Origin of the sequence: Serratia quinivorans (genome assembly GCF_946227985.1) — a bacterium.
In the GTDB taxonomy this organism is placed as follows: domain Bacteria; phylum Pseudomonadota; class Gammaproteobacteria; order Enterobacterales; family Enterobacteriaceae; genus Serratia; species Serratia quinivorans_A.
This window is the reverse complement of the sequence record NZ_CAMKGL010000013.1, coordinates 1-25,419: the sequence shown is the minus strand read 5'-3', so window position 1 is coordinate 25,419 and position 25,419 is coordinate 1. Positions and strand designations below refer to the sequence as shown.

At 56.9% G+C, this 25,419-nt stretch carries 23 protein-coding genes; 20 read left to right on the top strand and 3 right to left on the bottom strand.

Going from position 1 to position 25,419, the window contains the following annotated elements; all coding sequences use genetic code 11:
- Positions 1–889: 889 nt before the first annotated feature.
- The 5 genes from speA to rluF all read left to right on the top strand — a co-directional run bounded on the left by speA (position 890) and on the right by rluF (position 7,383).
- Positions 890–2,866 (top strand): biosynthetic arginine decarboxylase, encoded by a 1,977-nt coding sequence (gene speA / locus OCH02_RS22520; protein ID WP_261433068.1) that lies wholly within the window; start codon positions 890–892, stop codon positions 2,864–2,866.
- Between the two features lie 188 nt (positions 2,867–3,054).
- On the top strand, positions 3,055–3,552 hold the full coding sequence (msrB, locus tag OCH02_RS22515) for a peptide-methionine (R)-S-oxide reductase MsrB (RefSeq protein WP_261433140.1): 498 nt from the start codon (positions 3,055–3,057) through the stop codon (positions 3,550–3,552).
- A gap of 218 nt (positions 3,553–3,770) precedes the next feature.
- Complete coding sequence (msrA, locus tag OCH02_RS22510; RefSeq protein WP_315899242.1) at positions 3,771–4,370, top strand: peptide-methionine (S)-S-oxide reductase MsrA; 600 nt, start codon at positions 3,771–3,773, stop codon at positions 4,368–4,370.
- Positions 4,371–5,349: 979 nt separating this feature from the next.
- On the top strand, positions 5,350–6,270 hold the full coding sequence (gene speB, locus OCH02_RS22505) for an agmatinase (RefSeq protein ID WP_261433064.1): 921 nt from the start codon (positions 5,350–5,352) through the stop codon (positions 6,268–6,270).
- A 252-nt stretch (positions 6,271–6,522) separates the two neighbouring features.
- Positions 6,523–7,383, top strand: coding sequence for a 23S rRNA pseudouridine(2604) synthase RluF (gene rluF, locus OCH02_RS22500; RefSeq protein WP_261433063.1), 861 nt, complete (start codon positions 6,523–6,525; stop codon positions 7,381–7,383).
- Between the two features lie 50 nt (positions 7,384–7,433).
- Here the strand turns inward: rluF and OCH02_RS22495 are convergent, their stop codons facing one another.
- Positions 7,434–8,681: an MFS transporter gene (locus OCH02_RS22495; RefSeq protein WP_261433062.1), complete on the bottom strand. Its 1,248-nt coding sequence runs from the start codon at positions 8,679–8,681 to the stop codon at positions 7,434–7,436.
- A gap of 394 nt (positions 8,682–9,075) precedes the next feature.
- On the opposite strand from OCH02_RS22495, the gene OCH02_RS22490 reads away from it, so the two are divergent.
- The 14 genes from OCH02_RS22490 (at position 9,076) to OCH02_RS22425 (ending at position 22,328) form a co-directional block, all read left to right on the top strand.
- Positions 9,076–9,393 (top strand): non-heme iron oxygenase ferredoxin subunit, encoded by a 318-nt coding sequence (locus tag OCH02_RS22490; protein ID WP_012146671.1) that lies wholly within the window; start codon positions 9,076–9,078, stop codon positions 9,391–9,393.
- A 2-nt stretch (positions 9,394–9,395) separates the two neighbouring features.
- Positions 9,396–9,704 (top strand): recombinase-like helix-turn-helix domain-containing protein, encoded by a 309-nt coding sequence (locus OCH02_RS22485; RefSeq protein ID WP_012146670.1) that lies wholly within the window; start codon positions 9,396–9,398, stop codon positions 9,702–9,704.
- Positions 9,705–9,724: 20 nt separating this feature from the next.
- On the top strand, positions 9,725–10,768 hold the full coding sequence (locus OCH02_RS22480) for an aromatic ring-hydroxylating oxygenase subunit alpha (protein ID WP_012146669.1): 1,044 nt from the start codon (positions 9,725–9,727) through the stop codon (positions 10,766–10,768).
- Entirely contained in the window at positions 10,765–11,520 is a 756-nt protein-coding gene (locus OCH02_RS22475; protein WP_261433061.1) for an SDR family oxidoreductase, read from the top strand. The genes OCH02_RS22480 and OCH02_RS22475 overlap by 4 nt, the downstream gene beginning before the upstream one ends.
- A gap of 148 nt (positions 11,521–11,668) precedes the next feature.
- Positions 11,669–12,463 carry an IclR family transcriptional regulator gene (locus OCH02_RS22470; protein ID WP_261433056.1) on the top strand — a complete coding sequence of 265 codons (795 nt, stop codon included), beginning with the start codon at positions 11,669–11,671 and terminating at the stop codon, positions 12,461–12,463.
- A gap of 160 nt (positions 12,464–12,623) precedes the next feature.
- On the top strand, positions 12,624–13,565 hold the full coding sequence (locus OCH02_RS22465; RefSeq protein WP_261433054.1) for a VOC family protein: 942 nt from the start codon (positions 12,624–12,626) through the stop codon (positions 13,563–13,565).
- Positions 13,562–14,773: an NAD(P)/FAD-dependent oxidoreductase gene (locus OCH02_RS22460; RefSeq protein ID WP_261433053.1), complete on the top strand. Its 1,212-nt coding sequence runs from the start codon at positions 13,562–13,564 to the stop codon at positions 14,771–14,773. Before OCH02_RS22465 ends, OCH02_RS22460 begins: the two co-directional genes overlap by 4 nt.
- A gap of 140 nt (positions 14,774–14,913) precedes the next feature.
- Positions 14,914–16,176 (top strand): MFS transporter, encoded by a 1,263-nt coding sequence (locus OCH02_RS22455; RefSeq protein ID WP_261433052.1) that lies wholly within the window; start codon positions 14,914–14,916, stop codon positions 16,174–16,176.
- Between the two features lie 30 nt (positions 16,177–16,206).
- Positions 16,207–16,731 carry a cupin domain-containing protein gene (locus OCH02_RS22450; RefSeq protein ID WP_085119009.1) on the top strand — a complete coding sequence of 175 codons (525 nt, stop codon included), beginning with the start codon at positions 16,207–16,209 and terminating at the stop codon, positions 16,729–16,731.
- Positions 16,731–17,549 carry an alpha/beta fold hydrolase gene (locus OCH02_RS22445; protein WP_261433051.1) on the top strand — a complete coding sequence of 273 codons (819 nt, stop codon included), beginning with the start codon at positions 16,731–16,733 and terminating at the stop codon, positions 17,547–17,549. The genes OCH02_RS22450 and OCH02_RS22445 overlap by 1 nt, the downstream gene beginning before the upstream one ends.
- Complete coding sequence (locus OCH02_RS22440) at positions 17,546–18,340, top strand: SDR family oxidoreductase (protein ID WP_261433050.1); 795 nt, start codon at positions 17,546–17,548, stop codon at positions 18,338–18,340. Before OCH02_RS22445 ends, OCH02_RS22440 begins: the two co-directional genes overlap by 4 nt.
- A gap of 17 nt (positions 18,341–18,357) precedes the next feature.
- Positions 18,358–19,152, top strand: a complete 795-nt coding sequence (locus OCH02_RS22435; RefSeq protein ID WP_261433049.1) for an aspartate dehydrogenase — start codon at positions 18,358–18,360, stop codon at positions 19,150–19,152.
- Between the two features lie 15 nt (positions 19,153–19,167).
- Positions 19,168–20,637: an aldehyde dehydrogenase gene (locus OCH02_RS22430; protein ID WP_261433048.1), complete on the top strand. Its 1,470-nt coding sequence runs from the start codon at positions 19,168–19,170 to the stop codon at positions 20,635–20,637.
- A gap of 50 nt (positions 20,638–20,687) precedes the next feature.
- Complete coding sequence (locus OCH02_RS22425) at positions 20,688–22,328, top strand: thiamine pyrophosphate-binding protein (RefSeq protein WP_261433046.1); 1,641 nt, start codon at positions 20,688–20,690, stop codon at positions 22,326–22,328.
- Positions 22,329–22,630: 302 nt separating this feature from the next.
- Here OCH02_RS22425 and OCH02_RS22420 read toward each other — a convergent pair whose 3' ends face one another.
- Both OCH02_RS22420 and OCH02_RS22415 read right to left on the bottom strand, forming a co-directional pair.
- Entirely contained in the window at positions 22,631–22,975 is a 345-nt protein-coding gene (locus tag OCH02_RS22420; RefSeq protein WP_261433045.1) for a hypothetical protein, read from the bottom strand.
- 290 nt (positions 22,976–23,265) lie between these two features.
- A complete protein-coding gene (locus tag OCH02_RS22415) occupies positions 23,266–24,018 on the bottom strand; it encodes a M48 family metallopeptidase (protein WP_174354645.1) in 753 nt (250 codons plus the stop codon).
- A gap of 238 nt (positions 24,019–24,256) precedes the next feature.
- On the opposite strand from OCH02_RS22415, the gene OCH02_RS22410 reads away from it, so the two are divergent.
- A partial coding sequence (locus tag OCH02_RS22410; protein WP_315899241.1) for a transketolase occupies positions 24,257–25,419 on the top strand: 1,163 nt, incomplete at its 3' end.

Here is a 25,419-nt window from a genome sequence, read left to right as displayed (position 1 = left end):
AGTTTCTTCGTTAATCAGTATAGATGGATTAACATCTGGACGTCTATTTTAGGTCAGGGCTTAGCCGGATTGCCAGTGTTTTTTTGCCATTTCGCTCTTTTGCGCAAAGCCGGCGACGCCATTTTCATCGCTTGAAACAGTTTCCGGCAAATTTTCATTTTGCATTTTCCCCGTGTTATCGGTATAAACTGCGCGCGCGGCTCATTTGATGCACAGCGTGGGGCAAGAAGTTGTAAATTTCTGTGACGCTCCCGTTAGTGGCCGAATGGTCAGCCGCAGATGCCGACCTTTGGCGTCGCCGCTTCATAGAATGGTCACGTTCTTACACTATTAATAGAGGCTCGGTCGTTCATTGTGGGCGGCGTGCGTGGAGGTGGTTGGATTAATGATCCGTTGTCTACCGATTGTTGGTTCTCAGCAACAGTGCCGTTCTGGCGCACATTCTTTTGCTATCTCCCATCTTGTCTCTACACCACCTTTCAGGTGTGATAAACACCTGGGCGCTACTCAGGATTCTCGGGCCGGTTAACGGTCGTCTGAAGAACTGAACAAGGGTAGCCTGCAGCCTTCCTGTGGGATGTTTCTTGACCCGATTCACGAGGTTTGAACAGGGTGTCTTACAATTATATGAGTAATATCCCCTTCAGCTTTCAAGCTGCAGCGTTGTTGCCTGCGCGCGCTCATCCCAGTCACTCAGCTGTTCTGAGTTTCTGGGGATTTACGCGCTTGTCGCCTAGCCGCAACATGAAATCTTTTGGGCATAAACCGATCGCTAACCGCGAACGGCAGTTTTATTCGCTGCCGCAAGGGCGGTTTGTTGGGTTGTTCTCGCGGGTTGTAGCTGCGATAGTGGCTGACTGTATCGTCAGTACGGGATGTGAGGCGAGTAATGTCTGATGATCTATTGATTCACCGTCCGTCAGCAACGGGCGAATCCATATCTTTGCGCTCCATGCAGGAGGTTGCTATGAATGACCGTGATGCCAGCAAGATGCTGCGCACTTATAACGTCGCCTACTGGGGCAACAATTATTATGACGTCAATGAACTGGGCCACATCAGCGTGTGCCCGGATCCGGACGTCCCGCAGGCACGTGTCGATCTGGCCGATTTGGTAAAACAACGCCAAAAAGATGGCCTGCGTTTACCGGCACTGTTCTGTTTCCCGCAGATCCTGCAGCATCGCCTGCGTTCGATCAATGCCGCGTTCAAACGCGCGCGCGAGTCGTTCGGCTATGAAGGCGGTTATTTCCTGGTTTATCCGATCAAAGTGAATCAGCACCGTCGCGTGATTGAATCGCTGGTCAACTCCGGCGAACCGCTGGGGCTGGAAGCCGGCTCCAAAGCCGAGCTGATGGCGGTGCTGGCACATGCCGGCATGACCCGTTCAGTGATCGTCTGTAATGGTTATAAAGACCGTGAATACATCCGTCTGGCGCTGATCGGCGAAAAACTGGGGCACAAGGTGTACCTGGTGATCGAGAAGATGTCCGAGATCAACATGGTGCTGGAAGAAGCCGAACGTCTGAACGTGGTACCGCGTCTGGGTGTGCGTGCGCGTCTGGCGTCACAAGGTTCCGGTAAATGGCAGTCGAGCGGTGGCGAAAAATCCAAGTTCGGTTTGGCGGCCATACAGGTGCTGAAGCTGGTGGAAACTCTGCGCGAAGCGGGTCGTCTCGACAGCCTGCAACTGCTGCACTTCCACCTGGGTTCGCAACTGGCCAATATCCGCGATATCGCTACCGGCGTGCGTGAGTCTGCGCGTTTCTACGTTGAACTGCACAAGCTGGGCGTTAACATCCAGTGCTTTGACGTGGGCGGTGGTCTGGGCGTGGATTATGAAGGCACCCGTTCGCAGTCTGACTGCTCGGTGAACTATGGCCTGAACGAATACGCCAACAACGTAATCTGGGGTATCGGCGACGCCTGTAATGAACACGGCTTGCCGCACCCGACGGTGATCACCGAATCCGGCCGTGCGGTTACCGCACATCATACGGTGCTGGTGTCCAACGTGATCGGCGTTGAGCGCAATGAATTCAGTGAGCCATTACCTCCGGCAGAAGACGCGCCACGCGCGTTGGAAAGCATGTGGGAAACCTGGCAGGAATTGAACGAGCCGGAAAACCGTCGCTCGCTGCGCGAATGGCTGCACGACAGCCAGATGGACCTGCATGACGTTCACACTCAGTACGCTCACGGCATGCTGGATTTGACCAAGCGCGCCTGGGCCGAGCAGCTGTATCTGAACATCTGCAACAAAATCCAGCAGCAGTTGGATCCAAGCAACCGCGCCCACCGTCCTATCATCGACGAATTGCAGGAGCGTATGGCGGACAAGTTTTACGTCAACTTCTCGCTGTTCCAGTCAATGCCGGACGCCTGGGGTATCGATCAACTGTTCCCGGTGCTGCCGCTGGAAGGGTTGGACAAGCCGCCGGAAGGCCGCGCAGTGCTGTTGGACATCACCTGTGACTCTGACGGCACCATCGATCACTACATCGACGGTGACGGCGTGGCAACCACCATGCCAATGCCACCGTACGATCCGGAAAACCCGCCGGCGCTGGGCTTCTTTATGGTCGGTGCCTATCAGGAAATTCTGGGCAACATGCACAACCTGTTCGGTGATACTGCCTCGGTTGACGTGTTTGTCTTCCCTGACGGCACGGTAGAAACCGAACTGTCCGATGAAGGCGATACCGTTGCCGACATGCTGGAATACGTGCAGCTCGATCCTACCGCGTTGCTGGCCAAATTCCGCGATCAGGTGAAAGAAACCGATCTGGACAGCGAACTGCAGGCGCAGTTCCTGGAAGAGTTTGAAGCCGGTTTATACGGTTATACTTACTTAGAAGATGAGTAAGTAGCCGTGAAAGGCCGGGCATCTCCCTGATGTCCGGCCTTTTTTAATGGTTTTTCCCCGCAATCCCCCTCGATATTTCTTTCCCCCACATCAGTTATCACAAATTTGTTAACTCTCCGTGAGGATTCGGACAGGGTTTTCTCTGTAGGTTGTCACTATCGGTTTGATCGGTTTGCGGGGTGACAATGATGATCAACAGACGGCGGTTTATTCTGGCTGGCGGCGGCCTGTCCGCAGCGCTCGCGTTAGGGCTATTGCCGAGACGGACAGCCCATGCGGCGGCCTCCGGACAATTTGAAGTCAACTACACCGATCAACAGTGGCATCAGCGGCTGTCCGACGCGCAATATCATATTTTGCGCGAGGAAGGCACGGAAGCGCCCTATACCAGCCCGCTGAATGATGAACATCGCGACGGTCTGTTTTCCTGCGCGGGTTGCCAGTTGCCGCTGTTTTCCTCTCACACCAAGTTTGACAGCCACACCGGCTGGCCAAGCTTTTACCAGCCGCTGGAACAGGCGGTCGCACAGCGGCAGGACCGATCATTTGGCATGGTGCGGGACGAGGTGCACTGTCGGCGCTGTGGCGGACATTTGGGGCACGTGTTTGACGACGGCCCACAGCCTACCGGATTGCGTTACTGCATGAATGGGTTGGCGCTGCTGTTTGCGCCGCAGAAGGCATAATGGGGAGAGAGAAATGTTGATCCTGATACTGGCTTATCTCGGCGGCATTCTGACTACCGCCTTCACTTTTGGCTAACCCAGTGGTGAATATGATGAAACGTTCAAACAGGCTAGGTACGTGGTTAAGATCGTATGCCATCACTGGCGTGGTCGCCTTGGTCGGTGTGGGACTCTGGCAGGGAAGCGCATGGTCATTTGGTGGTGCGGAAACGGCGGTGATGATCCCTGCACCCGCGGTTGATGAGCCGGCAGGGACGTCACACAGCGAGACCGCTATTTTTGCCGGCGGCTGTTTCTGGGGTGTGCAGGGCGTCTTTCAGCATGTGAAGGGCGTAACCGACGCCGTCTCCGGTTATACCGGGGGAACCGCGCAAACTGCCGATTATCAGCAGGTCAGCGGCGGCGATACCGGCCATGCGGAGTCGGTGAAAGTGACCTTTGACCCGACTCAGGTTTCTTACGGTGACTTGCTGCAGATCTTTTTCTCGGTGGCGCATAATCCCACCGAGCTTAATCGACAAGGGCCGGACAGTGGTACCCAGTATCGTTCGGCGATTTTCCCGCAGAGTGATTCACAACAACGGATCGCCAACGCTTACATCGCCCAGTTACAGGCCAGCCACAGTTATGCTCAGCCGCTGGTGACTCGCGTCGAGAGCAATGGGCATTTTTATCCGGCAGAGAGTTACCACCAGAACTTTTTGACCGACCACTCTGATTCCATGTACATCATGATTAACGACCAACCGAAAATAAAACAGCTGGAGCATATATTCCCAACGCGTTATAGCCAGCAGCCGGTATTGGTGAAGCAGTAGCGGTGTAATATGACTCTCTAGGCTGATGTTGGCCTATGCTTTCAATCTCGGTTGATCCCGTTGGGGGGCGGGATCTTATTCTATAACCTAGTCGTCACTTTTTAATTTTAACACGTGTTTTTTCCACCATGCACTGGTGACAAATAAGTATGCCAAAGCAATCAGCACAGCGTAGCCTATAGATTTGAAAACGGTAGGGCCGGTAATGGTTATTCCTTGAAAGAGGTAAGCAATCAAATAGCAGATAAAAAAGAGCGCAAAAACTTTAGAAAATTTTTTAATTATCATAATGAACCTCTTGGATTTGTTCTGAAAAGATCCGTTTATATCTGGTGCAGAGCCTATTCTCTTTCAAGCCGTTGGTAAAGGTAATCCACCAAGAGCATAGACACCGGAACATAGAAGAGAATGATTTCTAAGGCAATATCATTCAGTGAATCAATTTGAGAACACAGGTAACCCAAAGGAAAACTTAACAGGAAGGTTATAGCTTCCAGTGCCAAATAAGTTTTTTTTGTGTTTGATAATCCGCTTTTGGTGTCTTGGCATTATTTTTAACATATATTTACTTATCTCGCATTTATCTGAACGTATAAGATCTACTCATTAGCGCAATGTTTAATTATTAATTATCGTGATTTTAATTATTTCGTATTTTATAAATTAATTAGTAAACAACTTATAGAGTTTATAGGCCAGGTTAAGGGACCAAAATCACAAAATTTAGTCACGGCAAGCGGCAACGATCATATAGCTGAAGGATCCAGGGTCTATACTGGGTGACGACGAGCTGCCGAGATGATGATGCGCGCTCTTGAAGCGCGAACGAAATGCGGCGATAATCTGCTGCATCAGCAGTACTGAAACAGATTTCGAATGGATCCCTTTCTCGTCGGGCTAACGACGCGGGAGGGATTTTTTTTTGCCAGCGCCTGTGTGATTTTTCAACAGGCGAAACGTTGAAATATGAGGGTTTACTATGAGTACCTTAGGCCACCAGCCCGATAATTCTTTAGTGTCCAACGCCTTTGGTTTCCTGCGCTTTCCGCTGAACTTTATGCCTTACGACAGCGATGCAGAGTGGGTCATCACCGGCATTCCATTTGACATGGCAACTTCCGGCCGCGCCGGTGGCCGTCATGGCCCTGCGGCGATCCGTCAGGTTTCTACCAACCTGGCCTGGGAAGGCAACCGCTGGCCGTGGAACTTTGACCTGCGCGATCGTCTGAACGTGGTCGACTGCGGCGACGTGGTGTTCAACTTTGGCGACGCTCAGGACATGAGTGACAAGCTGCAGGCGCACGCGGAAAAACTGCTGGCGGCCGGTAAACGCATGCTCTCATTCGGCGGTGACCACTTCGTTACCTTGCCGCTGCTGCGTGCGCACGCCAAACATTTCGGCAAGCTGGCGCTGGTGCACTTTGATGCCCATACCGACACCTACGCCAACGGCAGCCAATATGACCACGGCACCATGTTTTTCCATGCGCCGAACGAAGGCCTGATCGATCCAAAACACTCTGTGCAGATCGGCATTCGTACCGAATACGATCACGACAACGGCTTCACGGTATTGGACGCTGCGCAGGTTAACGATCGCAGCGCGGACGACCTGCTGGCCCAGATCAAACAGATCGTCGGTGATATGCCGGTATACCTGACCTTCGACATCGACTGTCTGGATCCGGCATTCGCACCGGGCACCGGCACGCCGGTGATCGGCGGCCTGACCTCCGATCGCGCGCTGAAACTGGTACGCGGCATGCAGTCGCTGAACATCGTGGGTATGGACGTAGTGGAAGTGGCTCCGGCCTATGACCAGTCCGAGATCACCGCGCTGGCCGCAGCGACCCTGGGCCTGGAGATGCTGTATCTGCAGGCAGCAAAAAAACAGGCCTAAATATACCCGTCGTCTTTCAAGCTGCAGCGTTGTTACCTGCACTCATTCACCTCAGTCACTTACTTGAGTAAGCTCCTGAGGATGAATGAGCTGGGCGCCTAGCTGCAACTTGAAATCCATAGGGTATAGCGGGTGATGAATTTAGAATGGAAAATATAGTCTAAAACACTCTATTCACCGTTCGTTACCGCACTATGAAAATGCCTGTATCTGTTGCCTTGAAGGTCTATAATCCGGGCTTACGGAGAGAATATGTTGACCAAACAATCCACACGTCTTAACAAATATATAAGCGAGAGCGGTATCTGCTCGCGCCGCGATGCCGATCGTTACATCGAACAAGGCAATGTTTTTATCAATGGCAAGCGCGTGACGCTTGGCGATCAGGTGTTCCCAGGCGACGTCGTCAAGGTCAACGGTCAGCTGATTGAGCCACGCAATGAAGACAATCTGATCTTTATTGCGTTGAACAAGCCAGTCGGTATTGTCAGTACCACGGAAGAAGGCGAGAAAGACAACATTGTCGATTTCGTCAATCACAGCACCCGTATCTTCCCGATCGGGCGATTGGATAAAGATTCACAGGGCCTGATCTTCCTCACCAACCATGGCGATCTGGTGAACAAGATCCTGCGGGCGGGTAATGACCACGAGAAAGAGTATCTGGTCACGGTCAACAAACCGGTAACCGACGACTTCATTCGTGGCCTGGGGGCCGGCGTGCCGATGCTGGGTACGGTGACCAAAAAGTGCAAGGTGAAGAAAGAAGCGCCTTTTGTGTTTCGTATCGTGCTGGTGCAGGGGCTTAACCGCCAGATCCGCCGCATGTGCGAGCATTTCGGCTATGAGGTGACCAAGCTGGAGCGTACTCGCATTATGAATGTGAGCATGGCCGGGTTGCCTCCGGGTGAATGGCGCGACTTAACCGACGATGAGCTGGTCGAGCTGTTCAAATCGATTGAAGGCTCTTCCTCAGAAGCCAAGCCGGCGAAGAAAGCCAAACCGGCGGTGAAAAAGCCTGCCAGTGCATCGAAAAGCGCCGAAAAGCCAGCCGGAGGTGCTCCTGCGCGTAAGCGCTTCGCTCAGCCTGGTCGTAAAAAGAAAGGGCGTTAAGCCGCAGTAACATGAATATGAGTCGGGGCGCGTTATCTGCCCCGACCCTTTTACGCCCGCTTTACCTCACGCGTCATCAGCATTCTGCTGAATAACACGCCACCGGCCAGCAATGTCACCCCCTGTGACACGATCAGCACCGCAAATCCCGAAGACACCTTGCCCTGGCTGGCCATCACCATGCCCATAATCATAGGTACAAACGCCGAGAACATATTGCCGATGCCGTTAATCAGCCCATAGGCGCTGCCCACGGCCTGCGGCTGTGCATAATGCTGCAACAGCGTCGGGATCGCGGCTCCCTGAGCGCCCCAACAGGCATTGGCCGCCAGCAGGAAAAAGGCGAGCCAGCCGAGCTGTTCGCTATGCATCACGCCATAGATGCACAGCGCCGTCGCCGCACCGCCAAAGGCGAAAATCAGCGGTGCCTGATAAGGGCGGATGCGATCGAGCAGTACGCCGCCGAGATATTTTGAGCCGATGCTGACGATAAACGGTAAGGAGGCCATCCACCCCATCTGTTTGATGGAAAAACCTTTCTCGTCGGTCAGGTAGGCCGGGAGCCAGGAGCTGGATCCCCACAGGTAGCTGAGGGTGGCGATCTCGATAAGCATGATCCAGCCGAGCATCGGGGTGCGCCAGGCGAGGGCAAAAGTATCCCAGACGCGTTGCAGGATCGGCCTTGAGTCAACGGCGCGCGACGGCAATGCGGCGGGGTGGATAAACAGCCGTACCAACGCCAGCCCCAGCAACAGGTTGATCAGTGCCAGCAGATAGAAAGAAACCGCCCAGCCGAAGTGCGCCATCAGGAAGCTCACCAGCGGAAAACCGATCACCAGCCCCAGCGAGACGCCCAGAGTGCTGATCGCATTGGGCTTGCCGCGTTCATCGGCAGCGAAGTGATCGCCGATATACATGGTTTTCAGCGAGAACAACGGCCCCTCACTGACACCCAACAATGCGCGCACCGCAAATAACAGCAGCAGCGACCCCGCCAGCGGCGAGGCGGCGGTGAGCAACGCCCATAGCACAATGCTCAGCGTCAGCGCACGGCGATAACCCATCAGCGTTTCCAGGAACGGCGTCAACAGCATGGCGGAAAGCCCGTAGCCGAGTAAAAACACCGTCATCAGCATGCCCTGATGCGCGCGGTTACCCCCGAGCTGGAAGTGTTGCAGGAAGTCGGGGTTAACCAGCATCACGGCGATATTGACCCGATCGGCATAGGCGATGACGATCAAAAACAGCAGGGCCATGACCCCGAACCAGCGTTGACGTTGTTGCACAATGCGTTCCATCTGCGCTCCTTTGGCGGGTGGTTAACGAATTCAGGCAGCAGAGAACTAACCCGCTGATTTCACAGTGCTGAAAAGCAGGATTGAGTCATCTAAATGTAAATTTATTGTTATTTAAAAGGGTGGTTAGCCAGTGAGAGAAAACTTTTACTCTCATTGCCTTAGCCAGATCAACCTGTTTTTAGCCATGAATTTGTGATGAAAAGCACAATGTTCATCAGTTTTTCATATCCGTGCATTTTTTCGTGATCCTCTCCGCATTTGTCATGTTTAAACAACTTTCCATTAACAATTGCCGCGTTGCTCTCTTGACGAAAGTTTCACCAGACTTATAGTGAGCGTATTAAATAAGAAACTGAGTTTCATATATGAAACAATCAGATAGAGGACAGAAGCAATGAGCTGGAAGAAAGTGTGTGAAGTGTCTCAGGTGAAAGAAGATTTTCCTTTCTCCGCCAACGTGGAAGGGAAAGAAGTCGGGGTGTATCTGATCGACGGCAACTATTACGCGCTGGAAGACGTTTGCCCACATGCCTATGCCTTGCTCAGCCAGGGGTTTGTTGATGACGGTAAGGTCGAGTGTCCGTTGCACGAAGCATTGTTCGACGTGCGTACCGGCCAGTGCCTGCGTGAGCCAGGCGGCCGCGATCTGCAAACCTATGCCACCCGGGTGATCGACAATCAAATCCAAATCACCTTTATTGCGGAGGAGTAATCATGCAGCACATCACCGATTTCAATCCCTGGCTGCCGGACACCCAACAGGTGATCCCGGCGCGCGAAGGCGGCAACGGTCAAATTCACCAGCCAGGCCAATTCCAAAACGTCATCTGGCAGAACCGTGCCCGGGTGCCGGACGGTTTTGAAACTGCGCTGGTGACGGCGTTGGAAGAGATCTTCGATCAGGGTGCGGAAGAGCTGGAGCAGATCGTCAGCGCGCTTAATCAGCGCCGCCTGTTTGATCGCAACGGCCAGCCGTGGAATGAGACGGCGTTCCGCGAATTCCTTCACGTTAACGGTTTCTGATCCACACCCGGGAGAAGACAATGACAGCAAACACAACGTCCTCAGCACAAGCCTTGCAGGACTATCTCGACCAGGGGCTGCGCGGCATGTGGTATCCGGTGCTGGCCAGTTGGGAAATTGGCAATAATCCGGTTGGTATTACGCGTCTGGAGCAGCAAATCGTGGTGTGGCGTGACGGCGAAGGCGCGATCCACGCGCTGGAAGATCGTTGTCCGCATCGCGGAGCACGGCTTTCCATGGGCTGGAACCTGGGCGATCGTATCGCCTGCTGGTATCACGGCGTTGAAGTGGGCGGTGACGGTACGGTTAAAGACGTGCCGGCGGTCGATCGTTGCCCGTTGGTGGGGCAGAAATGCCTGCGTTCTTATCCGGCCAAAGAGGCCTACGGCGCGGTGTTCCTCTATTTCGGCGTGACCGCAGATGAAGAACCGGCCGAACTGACCTTCCCGCCTGAGTTGGCGGACGAAGCCGCCTACAGCAACTTCCTGTGCACCGCCAGCTGGGACTGTAATTACCAGTACGCGTTGGAAAACGTGATGGACCCGATGCACGGCACCTACCTGCATTCCTCGTCGCACTCAATGGCGGAAGGGGATCGCAAGGCAGACATGGCGCTGGAGCCGACCGACAGCGGTTTCATCTTTAAGAAGAATGGCCAGATTGGCGTCAACTTTGACTGGGTAGAGTTCGGCAGCAGCGGAGCCTACTGGATGCGCCTGTCGATCCCGTACAAAAAGCGCTTTGGACCGGGCGGCCACTTCTGGATCATCGGCATGGTGGTTCCGGAAGACAAGGATCATTGCCGGGTGTTCTTCTGGCGGATCCGCAAGGTGAAAGACTGGCAGCGTGACATGTGGCGCTTTATGTACCGCAACCGCCTGGAATCCTTGCACTGGGATGTATTGGAACAGGATCGCATCGTGCTGGAAAACATGGCACCGAACGCGCGTGGCCGTGAATATCTGTATCAGCATGACGTCGGGCTATCTCGCCTGCGCCGTATGATGCAAAAGGAAGCGCAGAAACAGCTGGCGCGCCTCAGTGAACTGGAGGCGGCGCAGTGAACGGCCTGCTGACGGGAAAACGTATTGTGGTAACCGGCGCAGCACGCGGGCTGGGGCGTAGTTTCGCTGCCGCGATTGCCGCCGCCGGTGCCAAAGTGGTGATGTGCGATATTCTGGCGGATGAACTGGCAGACGGCGCCGCCAGCCTGCGTGAGCAGGGGGCACAGGTCGAAAGCCAGGTGATAGATCTGGCGGATCCCGCCTCGATCAGCGCCGCATTTAACGCCATTGCCGAAGGCGGGGCCGTTGACGGGTTGGTGAACAATGCGGCCCTGGCCACCGGTGTCGGCGGCAAAACCATGATGGAATACGATATCGATCTGTGGGATCGGGTGATGCAGGTCAACGTACGCGGCACCTGGCTGGTGAGCCAGGCGGCAGTACCGCTGCTGGCACAAAACCCGCATGCCAAGATCGTTAACGTGGCTTCGGATACCGCGCTGTGGGGCGCACCGCGCTTAATGGCCTATGTGGCCAGCAAAGGGGCGATTATCTCGATGACCCGCTCGATGGCGCGTGAGCTGGGCCCGCAGGGGATTTGCGTTAATGCCATCGCCCCGGGCCTGACGCGGGTGGAGGCCACGGAATACGTGCCTGCCGAGCGTCATCAGCTGTACGAGCAGGGCCGGGCGTTGGCCGGGGCGCAGCATCCTGACGACGTCAACGGTACGGTGCTTTACCTGCTGTCACCGCTGGCGAACTTCGTGACCGGTCAGCTGTTGCCGGTCAACGGCGGTTTCGTCTTTAACTAATTATGCCTGTCATACTTGAAGTTGCATCTGTGTTGGCTGCGTTCGCGCACCCGAATCACTTACTTAATGTAAGCTCATCGGGATTTACTCGCTTGCCGCCTGGATGCAACTGCAATTATTTAAGGCATGACCCTATAAGGAAACGGACATGGCAGACGACCAAGGGTGTAAATATCTGATCCCAGGACTGGATCGCGGATTGCAACTGTTGCTGGCGTTTGGCGAGCAACATAAGGAAATGACCTTTGCCCAATTGCATCGCCTGGTCGATATGCCAAAAGCTACCGCCTATCGCGTGGTGCAAACGCTGGAGCATCTGGGTTTTCTGGAGCGCAACCCACGCACCAACACTTTCTCGCTGGGCATCAAGGTGCTGCGCCTGGGCTTTGAATATATTGCCTCGCTGGACGTGGCGCAGGCCGGTCAGCCAGTAATAGAACAACTGCGCGATCGCAGCCAGTGCAGCAGTCATCTGGCGATCCGTGATGGACGCGATGTGATCTACATTGCCCGTGTCAGCGCCGCCGGTTCGCAAATCAACCAGGTCAGCGTCGGCACCCGTCTGCCGGTGCACCAAACTTCGCTTGGCCGCATGTTGCTGACCAGCGCCACCCGCGAAGAATTCGAACTGCTGTATCCGCAGGAACAACTGCCGGGGAGTGGCCCGGGTACCCCGGCAGATCGCGAAATGCTGTGGCAAATGGTGCAGCAGGACAAGGCGCGCGGCTATGTGATCGGCGAGTCGTTTTTCCGCCACGGTATCTCTTCCATCGTCTACCCGATCTTCAACCGCGAGCAGCGGGTTGAGGCCGTGATCAGCATTATGGTGCCGTCCGATGAGATCCCAAAAGCGGATCGCGAGCGGTTACGCATGGAGGTGCGGGACGCCGCAGTGAAAATCTCCGGCTTCCTGGGCGCACCGCCGCAGGCTAACGCCGGTTAACTGATTTTCGTCGGGGCGCTGCAAGCTGCGTCCGCATTAATCGGGACGAATAGCGTCGTCCCCTACCAATGACTCAGGCAGGGATAAGACCCATGACAATCATGGGGTGGGGTTTGTCATGCCTGAAAAACGCATTCAGCGAGAACGTGAGGCACAATTAATGAGCGTAATCGGAATCGAAAAACTGGAATTTGGCGTCGAAGATCTGCCAACCTGCGAAAAATTCATGCAGGACTTCGGCCTGCAGGCGGCGCAACAGCATTGGGGCGAAACCCAGCGTGAATTCACTACCCTGAGCGGGGCGCGCGTGGTGTTGCATCCGTTGCAGAGCGAAGCATTACCTCCGGCATTTGAGGGCGGTTCGACCCTGCGTCGCATGACCTGGGGCGTTGGCAGCCCGGCCGAATTGGCGGCGTTGCAGCCAGTGTTGGCGCAGATGCCGGGTTTCCGCCTGGTCGGGGAAGAACTTGAGTGCCTTGATCCGAACGGTATGACAGTGCGCTTTTGCGTTAGCCGGCAGCGGGACGTTGATTTACCGGTGTCGCCGATCAACCAGTGGGGCGACGTGCGCCGTATCGATCAGCCGAGCCCGGTGTATGCCCAGGCACAGCCAATCAATATCGGCCACGTGGTGTTTTTCGTCGAGGATCTGGCCGCGACCGAACGTTTCTACCGTGAAGTACTGGGGTTCCAGGTCTCGGACCGCTATATCGACCGCGCGGTATTCCTGCGTACTCAGGCGCGCGGCGGCCATCACAACCTGTTCCTGCTGAAATTGCCTAATCGTCCGCGCGGCCTGAACCATGTGGCCTTTACCGTACGCGACATCCACGAGGTGATCGGCGGCGGTATCGCCATGAACAAAGAGAACTGGAGCACCTTTATCGGCCCCGGCCGCCACCCGATATCCTCGGCCTATTTCTGGTACGTCAACAGCCCGACCGGCGGGGCGTTTGAGTACTACACCAACGACGATTACCTGACCGAAAACTGGCAGCCACGCGAGCTGGAGCACTCACTGGTGTCGTTCACCGAGTGGGCAGTAGAAGGCGGTATTGACCACGATACACGTCGCCAACATAAAAAGCCGGAGGCGTTATGAGCCAGCCAGAAGCGGCGGGCATCCTGATCATCGGTGGCGGTCAGGCCGGGGGCTGGGCAGCGAAAACGCTGCGTGACCGCGGCTACAGCGGCAAGCTGACGGTGGTTAGCGACGAACCCTATGACTTTTATGAACGTCCGCCACTTTCCAAGGCGGCGCTGCTGGACGGCAATGCGCCGCTCAGCCGACTGTTCAGTGAGCAGGTGGTGGCCGGGTTGAATATCAACTGGTGCCGCCCACTGCGTGCCGAAACTATTGATGCACAACAACAAATGGTCACTCTCAGCGACGGCCGACAGCTGCAGTTTGATCAACTGCTGATCGCCACCGGTGGGCGACCGCGTCTGCCGGACGCCCGTTGGGCCAGTCATCCGCGCGTTATGACGCTGCGCTCCTGGGACGATGCCAGCCGACTGCGCCAGGCGCTGCAGGGCTGCCGTAATCTGGCCATCGTCGGCGGCGGTTGGATCGGCCTGGAAATCGCCGCTTCGGCACGGCGTATTGGGGCAGAGGTCACGGTATTCGAGCGTCAGCCCGCGCTGTGCATGCGCAGCGTGGGGGCAGACGTTTCCCAGGCGCTGCTCGAACTGCATCAGCAGCAGGGCGTGACGGTGCATTGCGGCTGCGGTGACATCCAACTGGAAGATCGTAACGGCAGCGCCTGGATCGGCAGCGACAGCAGCGATCCTCAGGAGTTTGATCTGGTGGTGGTGGGGATCGGCGTGGAGTTGAATCTGGAACTGGCGCATAGCGCCGGGCTGAAGGTTGACGCCGGTATCGTGGTTGACGGCCAGGGGCGCACCAGCCACCCGGCGATTTTCGCCGCCGGCGACGTAGCGCGCCATCCGACGCTGGGTCTGTGCCTGCAATCCTGGGCCTATGCGCAGAATCAGGCGATCAGCACCGCCTGCGCGATGTTGGATGCCTTCGCCTCACCTTACGATGACGTGGCCTGGCTGTGGTCGGATCAATACGATGCCAATATCCAGATCCTCGGCATACCCACCGGCGGTGTGCATCACGTGGTGCGACGCACGCCACAGTCACAGGTGTTCTTCACGCTGAATGCCGACCGGCAGTTGGTACAGATGGTGGCGTTCAACGACGCACGCACCATCAAGCTGGGCAAGCGCTGGCTGGCCAGTGGGCGAGTGTTGGAACCGCAGCAGTTGGCGGACGCAGAGTTTTCTTTGATGGCGTTGAAATAATAACTCCCCAAGGATTTTCATGTTACGGCTAGGCGGCAAGGACATGAATCCCGGGAGCTTACTCAAGTAAGTGACTGGGTGAATGTCCGCAGCCAACAACGCTGCAGCGTGAAACACGAAGGGGAAACCGGGAGCGTTTCATGACTACGCAAGAAATTGACGCCCGCGCTGGACGGGTGGGGGAAGCCGTTGCCGAAAATCCGCAGCAGCGGGTGCGCTGGTCGGTGCCGATTGCGCTGTTTGCCTGCGTGCTGTTGGCATTTTTCGACAAGATCAGCATCGCGGCACTGTTTTCCGATAGCGAATTCCAGCAGGCGCTGGGCATCAGTTTTGACCCGGCGCGACTGGGCTTGCTGATGAGCGCATTTTTGTTCTCGTACGGCATTTCTTCGATGCTGCTCAGCGGCATTGGCGATCGCTTGAACCCGGTAAAAGTGCTGATCGGCATGATGGTGGTATGGGGCGTATTGATGGTGCTGATGGGCCTGGCCCGTTCTTATCACACCATGATGACGCTGCGCATTTTACTCGGCATTGCCGAAGGCCCGCTGCTGCCGATGGCCTACGCCATTATTCGCCAGGCCTTCCCGCAGCGGCTGCAGGCGCGAGCCACCATGCTGTGGCTACTCGGCACCCCGCTGGGGGCGGCGCTCGGCTTCCCGGTCACGCTGTATATCCTCAACACCTTTGACTGGCAGACCACCTTCTTCTTTATGGCGTTCCTGACGCTGCCGGTAATGCTGTTGGTGCTGTTCGGCATGCGTCATCTGAATGTGTCGCGCCCGGCTGCCGCTACCGTTTCTCCCCCGGCGGTGGCCGAACGCAAACAGCATCGCCTTGAGCTGTTACGTAACCCGCATTTCTGGATGATTTGCCTGTTTAACATCGCCTTCCTGACCTACCTGTGGGGCATGAACGGCTGGCTGCCCAGCTACCTGATCAAGGGCAAAGGCATTCACCTGGAACACGCCGGTTATCTGTCATCGCTGCCGTTTATTGCCATGCTGCTCGGCGAAGTGCTCGGTGCCTGGCTGTCGGACAAACTGGATCGCCGTGCGCTGGCCTGCTTTATCTCGCTGTGCGGTGCCGGGCTGGGGTTGGCCGTGGTGCTGCATATGCAGGGGACCTACAGCGTGATCGCCGCCATGGCTTTCAGCACCTTTATGTGGGGAGCCGGTGCGCCGAACATCTTTGCCCTGCTGGCGAAGGCCACCAGCAGCAAGGTTAGCGCCACCGCCGGCGGTATTTTTAACGGATTGGGCAATTTTGCCGGTGCGTTGGCACCGGTGCTGATGGGGGCGCTGATCGCCGCCACCGGCAACATGGATAACGGCTTGCTGTTCCTGGTGGTGATGGCCTTTATCGGCTGCATCATTCTGCTGCCGTTGCTGAAGAAATATTGATATCCCATTGATTCACAGAGGAGTACCAACATGTCTCAGGTTGAGAAACAAGCTGCCGTCAAGCCGCAGGATCAGTCGATAGAAAATTGGGTGGAATCACGTATCGCCCGCTTTGAAGGCCGTAAATATGACTGGAATGCGTTGAAATTCCAGGCTGACTACGACCCGAAATACCGCCGTGCGCAGATGCGCTATATCGGCACCGGTGCCACCGGGGTGGTGAACGACACCAACACCATTCCGGCGGGCAACTTTACCTTCTCCACCATGGTGCTGCCGTCGAAATGCGAAGGCCCGTTGCACCTGCACGACGATGTGGAAGAGGTGTTCTTTATGCTCAAGGGCAGCATTACGCTGATGATCCAGGACGGCACGGAGTACTACGAAACCAAGTTGAAAGAGCGCGATCTGATCTCGGTTCCGGCCGGTGTTTATCGTGGGTTGTTCAACCACGGCGAGGAAGAGGCGTTGATGTGCGTGATGCTCGGCACCGCCAAACCGGAAACGCCGACCTACCCGGCAGATCACCCCTTATCCAAAGTGAAACGCAACTGATGAACGGTCTGGCGCAACGTCAGCAGGCGCGCTGCGGGGGTTACACCCTGAGCTGGCGCGAAGCGGGGCACGGCCGCCCGGTGGTGTTGCTGCACGGCATCAGCTCTGGTTCGGCCTCGTGGGTCAAGCAGTTTAACGATCCTGGCCTGGCCGACGGTCACCGCCTGCTGGCCTGGGATGCTCCGGGCTACGGCGGCAGCCTGCCGCTGACGGTGAACCAGCCGGATGCCACCGCTTACGCCGCCGCGCTGGCGGCGCTGGTGGCAGAGCTTGGGCTGGAGCAACCGCTGATTATCGGCCATTCGCTCGGTGCGTTGATCGGCAGCGCCTATGCTGCCGATCATCCCGACGGGCTATGCGGACTGGTGCTGGCGGATCCGGCTCAGGGTTATGCCACGGCACCGGAAGAAAAACGCCGGCAGGTTTACGACCAGCGCAAACAGATGATTGAAACGCTGGGGCCGCAGGGCTACGGCGAACAACGGGCGGCTGCGCTGTTGCGTGATGACGCGGATCCGCAGGATATCGCCTGGGTACGTAATGGCATGCAGCAGCTGGATCCGGACGGTTTTCTCAGCGCCGCCTGGATGCTGGCCAACGACGATATCAGCCGCCATCTGGCGCGTTACCGTGGCCCGTTACAGGTGTGGTGCGGCGACGGCGACCGGATCACACCGCCGGAAGCGGCGGCAATACTGGCGCAGCAGCAGGACGCGCCTCTGCGGCTGATTGAGGGCGCAGGGCACGCCAGCTATCTCGATGCGCCGGAGCAATTTAACCGTTATCTGCAGGACTTTACGGGAGCAATCCAACCATGAATTTTCAGCTTGAGCAACGGGTCGCAGTGGTCACTGGCGGTTCGTCGGGCATCGGTTTTGAGACCCTGCGCCTGCTATTGGCGGAAGGGGCGAAGGTGGCCTTTTGCGGCCGCAACCCGGACAAACTGGCCGGTGCCGAAGCCAGCCTGCGTAATGAGTTTCCACAGGGGCAGATCCTGGCGCTGTGCTGCGACGTGCTGGACGAGGCGCAGGTGACGCAGTTTGCCGCTCAGGTGACGGCGCACTTCGGCGGGGTGGATCTGTTGATTAATAACGCCGGTCAGGGATTTGTGGCACATTTTGAGCACACCCCACGTGCGGCCTGGCTGCATGAGGCGGAGCTAAAACTGTTCGGCGTGATTAACCCGGTACAGGCGTTTTTGCCGGCGCTGGAGCGGTCGGATATCGCTTCAATTACCTGCGTGAACTCACTGCTGGCTTTGCAGCCGGAAGAACACATGATCGCCACCTCGGCGGCGCGCGCCGCACTGCTAAACATGACGCTGACGCTGTCGAAAGAGCTGGTGGACAAAGGTATTCGCGTCAACTCGATCCTGCTGGGCATGGTGGAATCCGGCCAATGGCGACGCCGCTTCGACGAGCGCAGCGATAAGGATCAAAGCTGGGAGCAGTGGACGGCGGCGATTGCCGAACGTCGCGGTATCCCGATGAAACGCCTCGGTAAGCCACAGGAGCCGGCGCGGGCGCTGTTGTTCCTGGCTTCCCCCCTGGCGTCCTTTACTACCGGTGCGGCGCTTGACGTCTCCGGTGGCTTTAACCGCCATCTTTAACCGCAGAGGCCGAACAGATGAAGAAGATCATGATGATTGGCTACGGCGCAATGGCCAGAGAAGTGCTTTCTCGTCTGCCGGATGGGGTGAGCGTGGGCTGGATCCTGGCGCGTGCGGCGCATCATGCGGCAATCGACAGTGCCTTCGGGGGGCAGGTGCAGGCGCTAACCCATCCGGATCAGTGTACTGAACAACCGGACCTGGTGCTGGAGTGTGCCAGCCAGCAGGCGGTGGCGGAATTTGGTGAGGCCGTGGTGACGCGTGGCTGGCCATTGGCGGTGATCTCCACCGGGGCGCTGGCGGATGCGGTGCTGCAGCAGCGGTTGCAGCAGGCTTGCCTTCAGCATCGGGGCCAGTTGATCGTCCTGTCCGGTGCGGTGGCAGGAATGGATGGGCTGGCGTCGGCGCGTGAAGGCGGGCTGGACAGCGTCACCTATCAGGCCTGTAAAAGCCCGGCGAGCTGGCGCGGCAGCATGGCAGAACAATTGATTGATCTTGATGCCGTGAGCGAGGCGCAGGTGTTTTTTGAAGGCTCGGCGCGTGAGGCGGCGCGGCTGTTCCCGGCCAATGCCAACGTGGCCGCGACCATTGCGCTTAACGGATTGGGGATGGACGCCACCCGGGTGCGGCTACTGGTTGATCCCGCCACCCGACGCAATACCCACCGGCTGCAGGTGTGCGGCAATTTCGGTGAATTTCAGATTGAGCTGAGCGGCAACCCGCTGGCGAGTAATCCCAAAACATCAACCCTGGCGGCGCTGAGCGCGGTACAAGCCTGCCGCCGTCTGGTTGACGGTGGCTTTATTGCCTGAACGGCAGGAGCGAGCATGGAAAAGTTAAAGATTTTTGTAGCTGGGCGCTGGTGTGAAGGGCGTGGCGACGAGATGACCTCGGTGTTTCCGGCCGACGGCAGCGTCAATGCGCAGCTGCGTGCCGCCAGCGTTGAAGACGTCAATGATGCGGTAGCCGCGGCGGAACGCGCCTGGCGTGCGCCCGAGTGGCGTGGGCTGGTGCCGCATCAGCGCGCCAATATTCTGTATCGCGTCAGTAATCTGATTATGGCGCAGCAGGAAGAGTTGGCGCAGTTGCAGACCCGCGACAACGGTAAACCGCTGGCGGAAACCCGTGGGCTGGTGGCCAGTGCGGCGGCGACGGCCCGCTACTTTGCTGCCGCCTGCGAGGTGCTGGAGGGTGAGCTGCCGACCCAACGCAGCGCCGAGGTGATGACGCTGAGCCAGTATCAACCGCTGGGGGTGATCGCGGCGATTACGCCGTGGAACTCGCCGATTGCCAGTGAAATGCAAAAGGTGGCCCCGGCGCTGGCGGCGGGCAACGCGGTGATCCTCAAACCGGCCGAAGCCACGCCGCTGATGGCGCTAAAACTGGCGGAACTGTTTGAACAGGCAGGGCTGCCTGCCGGACTGCTCAGCGTGCTGCCGGGCAAAGGCTCGGTGATTGGCGAAGCGCTGGCCCGCCACCCGTTGGTGAAAAAGATTTCCTTTACCGGCGGCACCAATACCGGCCGCCATTTGGCACACATTGCCGCTGAAAAACTGATCCCTACCTCGCTCGAACTGGGTGGCAAGTCACCGACTATCGTGCTGGAAGATGCGGATTTGGAACAGGCGGCGCGCGGTATCTGCTATGGCATTTTCAGCTCCGCCGGCCAGGCCTGCATCGCCGGTTCGCGGTTGTTTGTGCACCGTTCTTTGTACCAGCCACTGCTGGCGCGCCTGAGTGAACTGGCGGCCGGATTGCGGGTGGGTAATCCACTGACGTCGGGTGTGCATCTCGGCCCGCTGATTAACCAAAAGCATCGCCAAAGCGTGGCGGATTATGTGGCGCTGGCGCAGCAGGAAGGCGGGCGGATAGTGATTGGCGGTGAAGCCCCGGCGGATCCGCAACTGGCCGGTGGCAGCTATTACCTGCCGACGATTATTGAAGGGCTGAGCAATAGCGCCCGTGCCTGTCAGGAAGAGATTTTTGGCCCGGTGTTGGTGGTGCTGCCGTTCGACGACGAGCGGCAGTTGATTGAACAAGCCAATGATTCGGTCTACGGGCTGGCGGCCGGCATCTGGAGCCGTGATTTCCCGCGGGCTATGGCGCTGGCGGAGCAATTGGAAACCGGCACGGTGTGGATCAATACCTACAAAACATTCTCCATTTCTACGCCTTTCGGCGGTTTTAAAGAGAGCGGTCTGGGCCGCGAAAAGGGCCTGCACGGCATCAAAGCCTACATGCAGCAAAAAAGCCTGTATCTGGCGCTTAGCCATCAGGCGAATCGCTGGAGCGATTAGTTTTGAGCGACGGTGCGTACCCCTACAACGAACATATAAGAAGGCTGATGATGAGCGAGAAAATAACGGTTGGCGAGGCGATAGCCCGGACTCTGGAACAGTACGAGGTGTCGGCGATGTACGGCATCATTTCGATTCATAATCTGCCGATTGCCGATGCGGTGGGGCAGCGCGGCAACATTCGCTTTGTGCCGGCACGTGGTGAAGCTGGAGCCGTGACCATGGCCGATGCCCACGGCCGTTTCTCCGGTCTGGGCGTGGCCTTGACCAGTACCGGCGCCGGCGCCGGCAATGCGGTCGGTGCAATGATCGAGGCGATGAACGCCAACACGCCGCTGCTGCACATTACCGGTCAGGTGGAAAAAGCCTGGCTGGATGCCGACGCCGGGTTCATTCATGAAACCCGCGATCAATTGGGTTTCCTGCGCGCCTGCTCCAAACGCGCGTATCGGGTTAACTCTGCGGAACAGGCGGTGGCAGTGATCCAGCGGGCCATTCTCGACGCGCAGACGGTGCCTTGCGGCCCGGTGGCGGTAGAGATCCCGATCGATATTCAAAGCAGCCTGGTCTCCAGTGCGGTGCTGAGCCAGCCGGTGATGCCTGCGCCGCTGCCGCCAGCCAGTGACGATGCGGTTGAACGGCTGTATCAGCGGCTGAAACAGGCCAAACGCCCACTATTATGGTTGGGCGGCGGTGCGCTGGCCTGCGGCGATGCGGTGCGCAAACTGGCGGATGCCGGTATAGCGGTGATCTCCAGCACCCACGGGCGTGGCATTCTGCCGGATAGCCATCCGCGCAGCCTGCGCGCGTTCCATAATTCGCCGAGCATTGAGGCGATCCTGACGCAGTGCGATCTGACGCTGGTGGCCGGTTCACGCCTGCGCAGCAATGAAACCCGTACCTGGACGCTGCCGTTGCCGCGCCCATTGGTGCAGATTGATATTGATCCGGCGGCGGCCAATCGCAACTACCTGGCTGACGAACAAATCAACGGCGACTGTGGTGCTTTGCTTAACGCACTGGCTGCCCGACTGAACCCAGGTGAGAAGGTCAATGCCGAGTGGGATAGCGAAATCGCCCGCGCGGTGCAGCAGGCGGAAAGCGCGCTGCGCCAACAGTCGGGGGAATATGCCAAATTAAACGACGCCATTGCCGCCGCGCTGCCGCAGGATGGGCTGCTGGTGCGTGATATCACCGTCTCCGGCAGCGTTTGGGGCAGCCGTTTGTTCCGCGCGATTTCGCCGCTGTGTAACATTCACTCGCTGGCCGGGGCGATTGGCATGGGCCTGCCGATGGCGATTGGTACCGCGATCGCTAACCCGCAGCGCAAGGTGGTCGGGTTGGTGGGCGACGGCGGGTTGGCGTTAGGCTTGGGCGAGCTGGCGACCATGGCGCAGGAGCAGGCCAATATCACTTTGCTGATTATGAACGACGGTGGCTACGGCGTGATGCGCGGCATTCAGGATAAATACTTTGCCGGTCGTCAGTACTATAACGAACTGCACACTCCGTCCTTTACGCTGGTGGCCGAAGCTATGGGGCTGAAAGCCTGGAAGGTCGACAGCGCGGCGCAGTTCAGCGGCGTCTTGGCGGAGGCGATTAACTATCCGGGGCCGTCGGTGGTGGAAGTGGACATGAACAGCATCGGGCCGCTGACCTTCGCCGGGCCACCGCAGAAAACCCTGTACTGAGCCGTGACAGATTGAACGACACCTTAATCAGTAAGGTGTCGTTCAAATGAAGTTAATTTTTATTAAATATTCCCAGGGCGTCGACTATCAGTGAAATGGATACTCGTAGCCCAATAATAGCCAGAACCAGTGTGACCAAGTCCACATAACTGGTCGCCGGTTGTAATATTTTCAATGATGACTTAATGCCAATAAAGTAACAGCCTGGCATCCAGATAATGGAAATTAACGAGTATCTTGCTTTATTCATAAATTGTCGCCTTAATCCCCCCGCTGAGTGGGGGGATATATACAGAAGAGTATTACCAGCGGCATTGACCATTTACGCTATTTGGGGAGCGGTTACCCGCGAGTGCATCTCTGTTATTATTGTTGTTATTTTTATATGGGCTTTTATCAGGGCAACTGAGGCTTGCCGTCGCACCCCCCGCAACGGCAAGGCCAATCATCGTCCATGGCCCACCAGCCATGCCTGTTAGCGCGCCAGTGATGATGCCAACGCCAACATCATTTGCACATGTTTTTGGGGCTCCGCCTCCGTTACGGCCATTATTTCGGCTTCCTCCGCCATTATCGCTACGGTCACCGCCATTATTTCCACGACCACCAGAGATTTGTTCGAGTAAAGATGAGTCAATAGTTTTCATAAATAATTCCATTCCATAGTGTTGTTTTATGTCCATAAGGAAACTTAGTATTATATTGTTTCCAGGCAACGTTCAATACCACATGGGTGAATTTTCGCTAAAGATCACAAAAAATAAATGGTTATTATGTGTTGTTGTAAGTTGTTTTATTTATATGATTCAATAAGTGGAGTTGAGTGTTTTTTTTAATAATGAAGTTAATAGGAATGCTTTTTTTATTTTCTGAAAATGGCACCTTAATTAGTGGATAGCCCACTTTAGGGTGCCGTTGCTTTGTAGGATAATGAAGGTTATTTGCCTGCCGCGATGCGGTCGCGAATGTGCTGCGCACGCGCTTCGGAGGCTGGGTGATCGTCGAACATGCTGCTCTGACGGCCGGCTTCCATTTTCGCCAGTTTTTCAAAGCTGGTGACCAGACCGTTCGGATCGATACCGCGTTGTTTCATCAGATCGAACGAGTAGTCATCCGCTTCGCTTTCCTGTTTCTGCGAGAACTGGGCATTCACCAGTTTTTCGCCCATGTCCGCCAGCTGTGACTGCGACAGCGAACCTATGATGCCACCGGTCGATGCCGCTGCGGTACGCAACGCCACGGTACCGTAAGCCACCTGCATGGCTTTACGCGTATGGCCCAGCGCCACGTGGCCCATTTCATGACCCAGCACGCCTTCCACTTCATTGTCGGTCATCATGTCCATCAGGCCGCTGTAAACGCGGATACAGCCGTTGGCCATCGCCCAGGCATTCACGTCCTTGGTGACGTAAACCTTGTAGTTGGCCGGTGTGCCGTTGATGTTATCGCCCAGCGCCGCGGCGATTTTGTTCAAACGTTTGGCATAGGTGCTGTCCGCCGGCGCGATTTGTGCCTTGCTGTCCATCTCTGCGCAGGATTTATCACTCAGGGTTCTTACGTCGTCATTGCTCAACGTCGCCGCCTGGAACGCCTGTGCGCCTGACTGCATCAGGGTATCGGTATTCAGGTTTTGACAGCCGCTTACCAAAGTGGCAATGCTTAATGCAATCAAAGAGGTACGGATTTTCATAACGCCATCTTCCTGTGATAGTAACAAGGGGGGAGTGCCATTTTAATTTAGGGTAATCTTGCCGCCTGAGACTAGTGTACGCTGGCAATCAGGAAAATAGTGTTATTCCGAAAAACCGACCAATTGTGCTAATAAGTTGTGAACTCGCTCTCATTTGGCATTAGGGATTGCCGTTTTAATGCTGAGTCTGAGAAAATAGAAAACTTGACTGATTTTTTAATCCGACCTGGAGTAAAACATGTCCTCTCGTAAAGAGCTTGCCAACGCCATCCGCGCACTCAGCATGGACGCCGTACAAAAAGCAAATTCCGGCCACCCGGGTGCACCTATGGGCATGGCGGACATCGCCGAAGTTCTGTGGCGTGACTACCTGAACCACAACCCGACCAACCCGCACTGGGCTGACCGTGACCGCTTCGTCCTCTCCAACGGCCATGGCTCCATGCTGATTTACAGCCTGTTGCACCTCACCGGCTACGACCTGCCGATGAGCGAGCTGGAAAACTTCCGCCAGCTGCACTCCAAAACCCCGGGCCACCCGGAATACGGCTACACCCCGGGCGTGGAAACCACCACCGGCCCACTGGGGCAGGGCATCGCCAACGCCGTCGGTTTCGCCATTGCCGAACGCACCCTGGGCGCGCAGTTCAACCGCCCTGGCCATGACATCGTCGACCACCACACCTACGCCTTTATGGGCGACGGCTGCATGATGGAAGGCATCTCCCACGAAGTCTGTTCGCTGGCCGGTACCCTCAAGCTCGGCAAACTGACCGCGTTCTACGATGACAACGGCATCTCCATCGACGGTCACGTGGAAGGCTGGTTCACCGACAACACCGCCGAGCGCTTTGAAGCCTACGGCTGGCACGTGGTGCGTCACGTTGACGGCCACAACCCGGACGCCATCAAGGCCGCCATTGAAGAAGCCCGCAAGGTCACCGACAAGCCGTCCCTGCTGATGTGCAAAACCGTGATTGGTTTTGGTTCCCCGAACAAGGCCGGCACCCACGACGTGCACGGTGCCGCGCTGGGCGCCGCCGAAGTGGCCGCCACCCGCGAAGCCCTGGGCTGGAAATACGCCGCTTTCGACATCCCGCAGGACATCTATGCCCAGTGGGACGCCAAGGAAGCCGGCAAGGCCAAAGAAGCGGCCTGGAACGACAAGTTCGCCGCCTACGCCAAGGCCTTCCCGGAACTGGCTGCCGAGTTCAAACGCCGTGTGAACGGTGAGCTGCCGGCCAACTGGAAAGCCGAAGCCAAAGCCTTCGTGGAAAAACTGCAGGCCAACCCGGCCAACATCGCCAGCCGCAAGGCCTCGCAGAACGCGCTGGAAACCTTCGGCAAGGTGCTGCCGGAATTCCTCGGCGGCTCCGCTGACCTGGCACCGAGCAACCTGAC

What these genes read in the sequence shown, in the direction of transcription:
- OCH02_RS22435 (WP_261433049.1), top strand. Translation starts at nt 18,358, where the DNA reads ATGAAGAAGATCATGATGATTGGCTACGGCGCAATGGCCAGAGAAGTG.
- OCH02_RS22425 (WP_261433046.1), top strand. Translation starts at nt 20,688, where the DNA reads ATGAGCGAGAAAATAACGGTTGGCGAGGCGATAGCCCGGACTCTGGAA.
- msrA (WP_315899242.1), top strand. Translation starts at nt 3,771, where the DNA reads ATGATCCCTGCACCCGCGGTTGATGAGCCGGCAGGGACGTCACACAGC.
- OCH02_RS22460 (WP_261433053.1), top strand. Translation starts at nt 13,562, where the DNA reads ATGAGCCAGCCAGAAGCGGCGGGCATCCTGATCATCGGTGGCGGTCAG.
- OCH02_RS22450 (WP_085119009.1), top strand. Translation starts at nt 16,207, where the DNA reads ATGTCTCAGGTTGAGAAACAAGCTGCCGTCAAGCCGCAGGATCAGTCG.
- OCH02_RS22455 (WP_261433052.1), top strand. Translation starts at nt 14,914, where the DNA reads ATGACTACGCAAGAAATTGACGCCCGCGCTGGACGGGTGGGGGAAGCC.
- OCH02_RS22420 (WP_261433045.1), bottom strand. Translation starts at nt 22,975, where the DNA reads ATGAAAACTATTGACTCATCTTTACTCGAACAAATCTCTGGTGGTCGT.
- OCH02_RS22440 (WP_261433050.1), top strand. Translation starts at nt 17,546, where the DNA reads ATGAATTTTCAGCTTGAGCAACGGGTCGCAGTGGTCACTGGCGGTTCG.
- OCH02_RS22480 (WP_012146669.1), top strand. Translation starts at nt 9,725, where the DNA reads ATGACAGCAAACACAACGTCCTCAGCACAAGCCTTGCAGGACTATCTC.
- speA (WP_261433068.1), top strand. Translation starts at nt 890, where the DNA reads ATGTCTGATGATCTATTGATTCACCGTCCGTCAGCAACGGGCGAATCC.
- msrB (WP_261433140.1), top strand. Translation starts at nt 3,055, where the DNA reads ATGATCAACAGACGGCGGTTTATTCTGGCTGGCGGCGGCCTGTCCGCA.
- OCH02_RS22490 (WP_012146671.1), top strand. Translation starts at nt 9,076, where the DNA reads ATGAGCTGGAAGAAAGTGTGTGAAGTGTCTCAGGTGAAAGAAGATTTT.
- OCH02_RS22470 (WP_261433056.1), top strand. Translation starts at nt 11,669, where the DNA reads ATGGCAGACGACCAAGGGTGTAAATATCTGATCCCAGGACTGGATCGC.
- OCH02_RS22495 (WP_261433062.1), bottom strand. Translation starts at nt 8,681, where the DNA reads ATGGAACGCATTGTGCAACAACGTCAACGCTGGTTCGGGGTCATGGCC.
- speB (WP_261433064.1), top strand. Translation starts at nt 5,350, where the DNA reads ATGAGTACCTTAGGCCACCAGCCCGATAATTCTTTAGTGTCCAACGCC.
- rluF (WP_261433063.1), top strand. Translation starts at nt 6,523, where the DNA reads ATGTTGACCAAACAATCCACACGTCTTAACAAATATATAAGCGAGAGC.
- OCH02_RS22485 (WP_012146670.1), top strand. Translation starts at nt 9,396, where the DNA reads ATGCAGCACATCACCGATTTCAATCCCTGGCTGCCGGACACCCAACAG.
- OCH02_RS22415 (WP_174354645.1), bottom strand. Translation starts at nt 24,018, where the DNA reads ATGAAAATCCGTACCTCTTTGATTGCATTAAGCATTGCCACTTTGGTA.
- OCH02_RS22430 (WP_261433048.1), top strand. Translation starts at nt 19,168, where the DNA reads ATGGAAAAGTTAAAGATTTTTGTAGCTGGGCGCTGGTGTGAAGGGCGT.
- OCH02_RS22445 (WP_261433051.1), top strand. Translation starts at nt 16,731, where the DNA reads ATGAACGGTCTGGCGCAACGTCAGCAGGCGCGCTGCGGGGGTTACACC.
- OCH02_RS22465 (WP_261433054.1), top strand. Translation starts at nt 12,624, where the DNA reads ATGAGCGTAATCGGAATCGAAAAACTGGAATTTGGCGTCGAAGATCTG.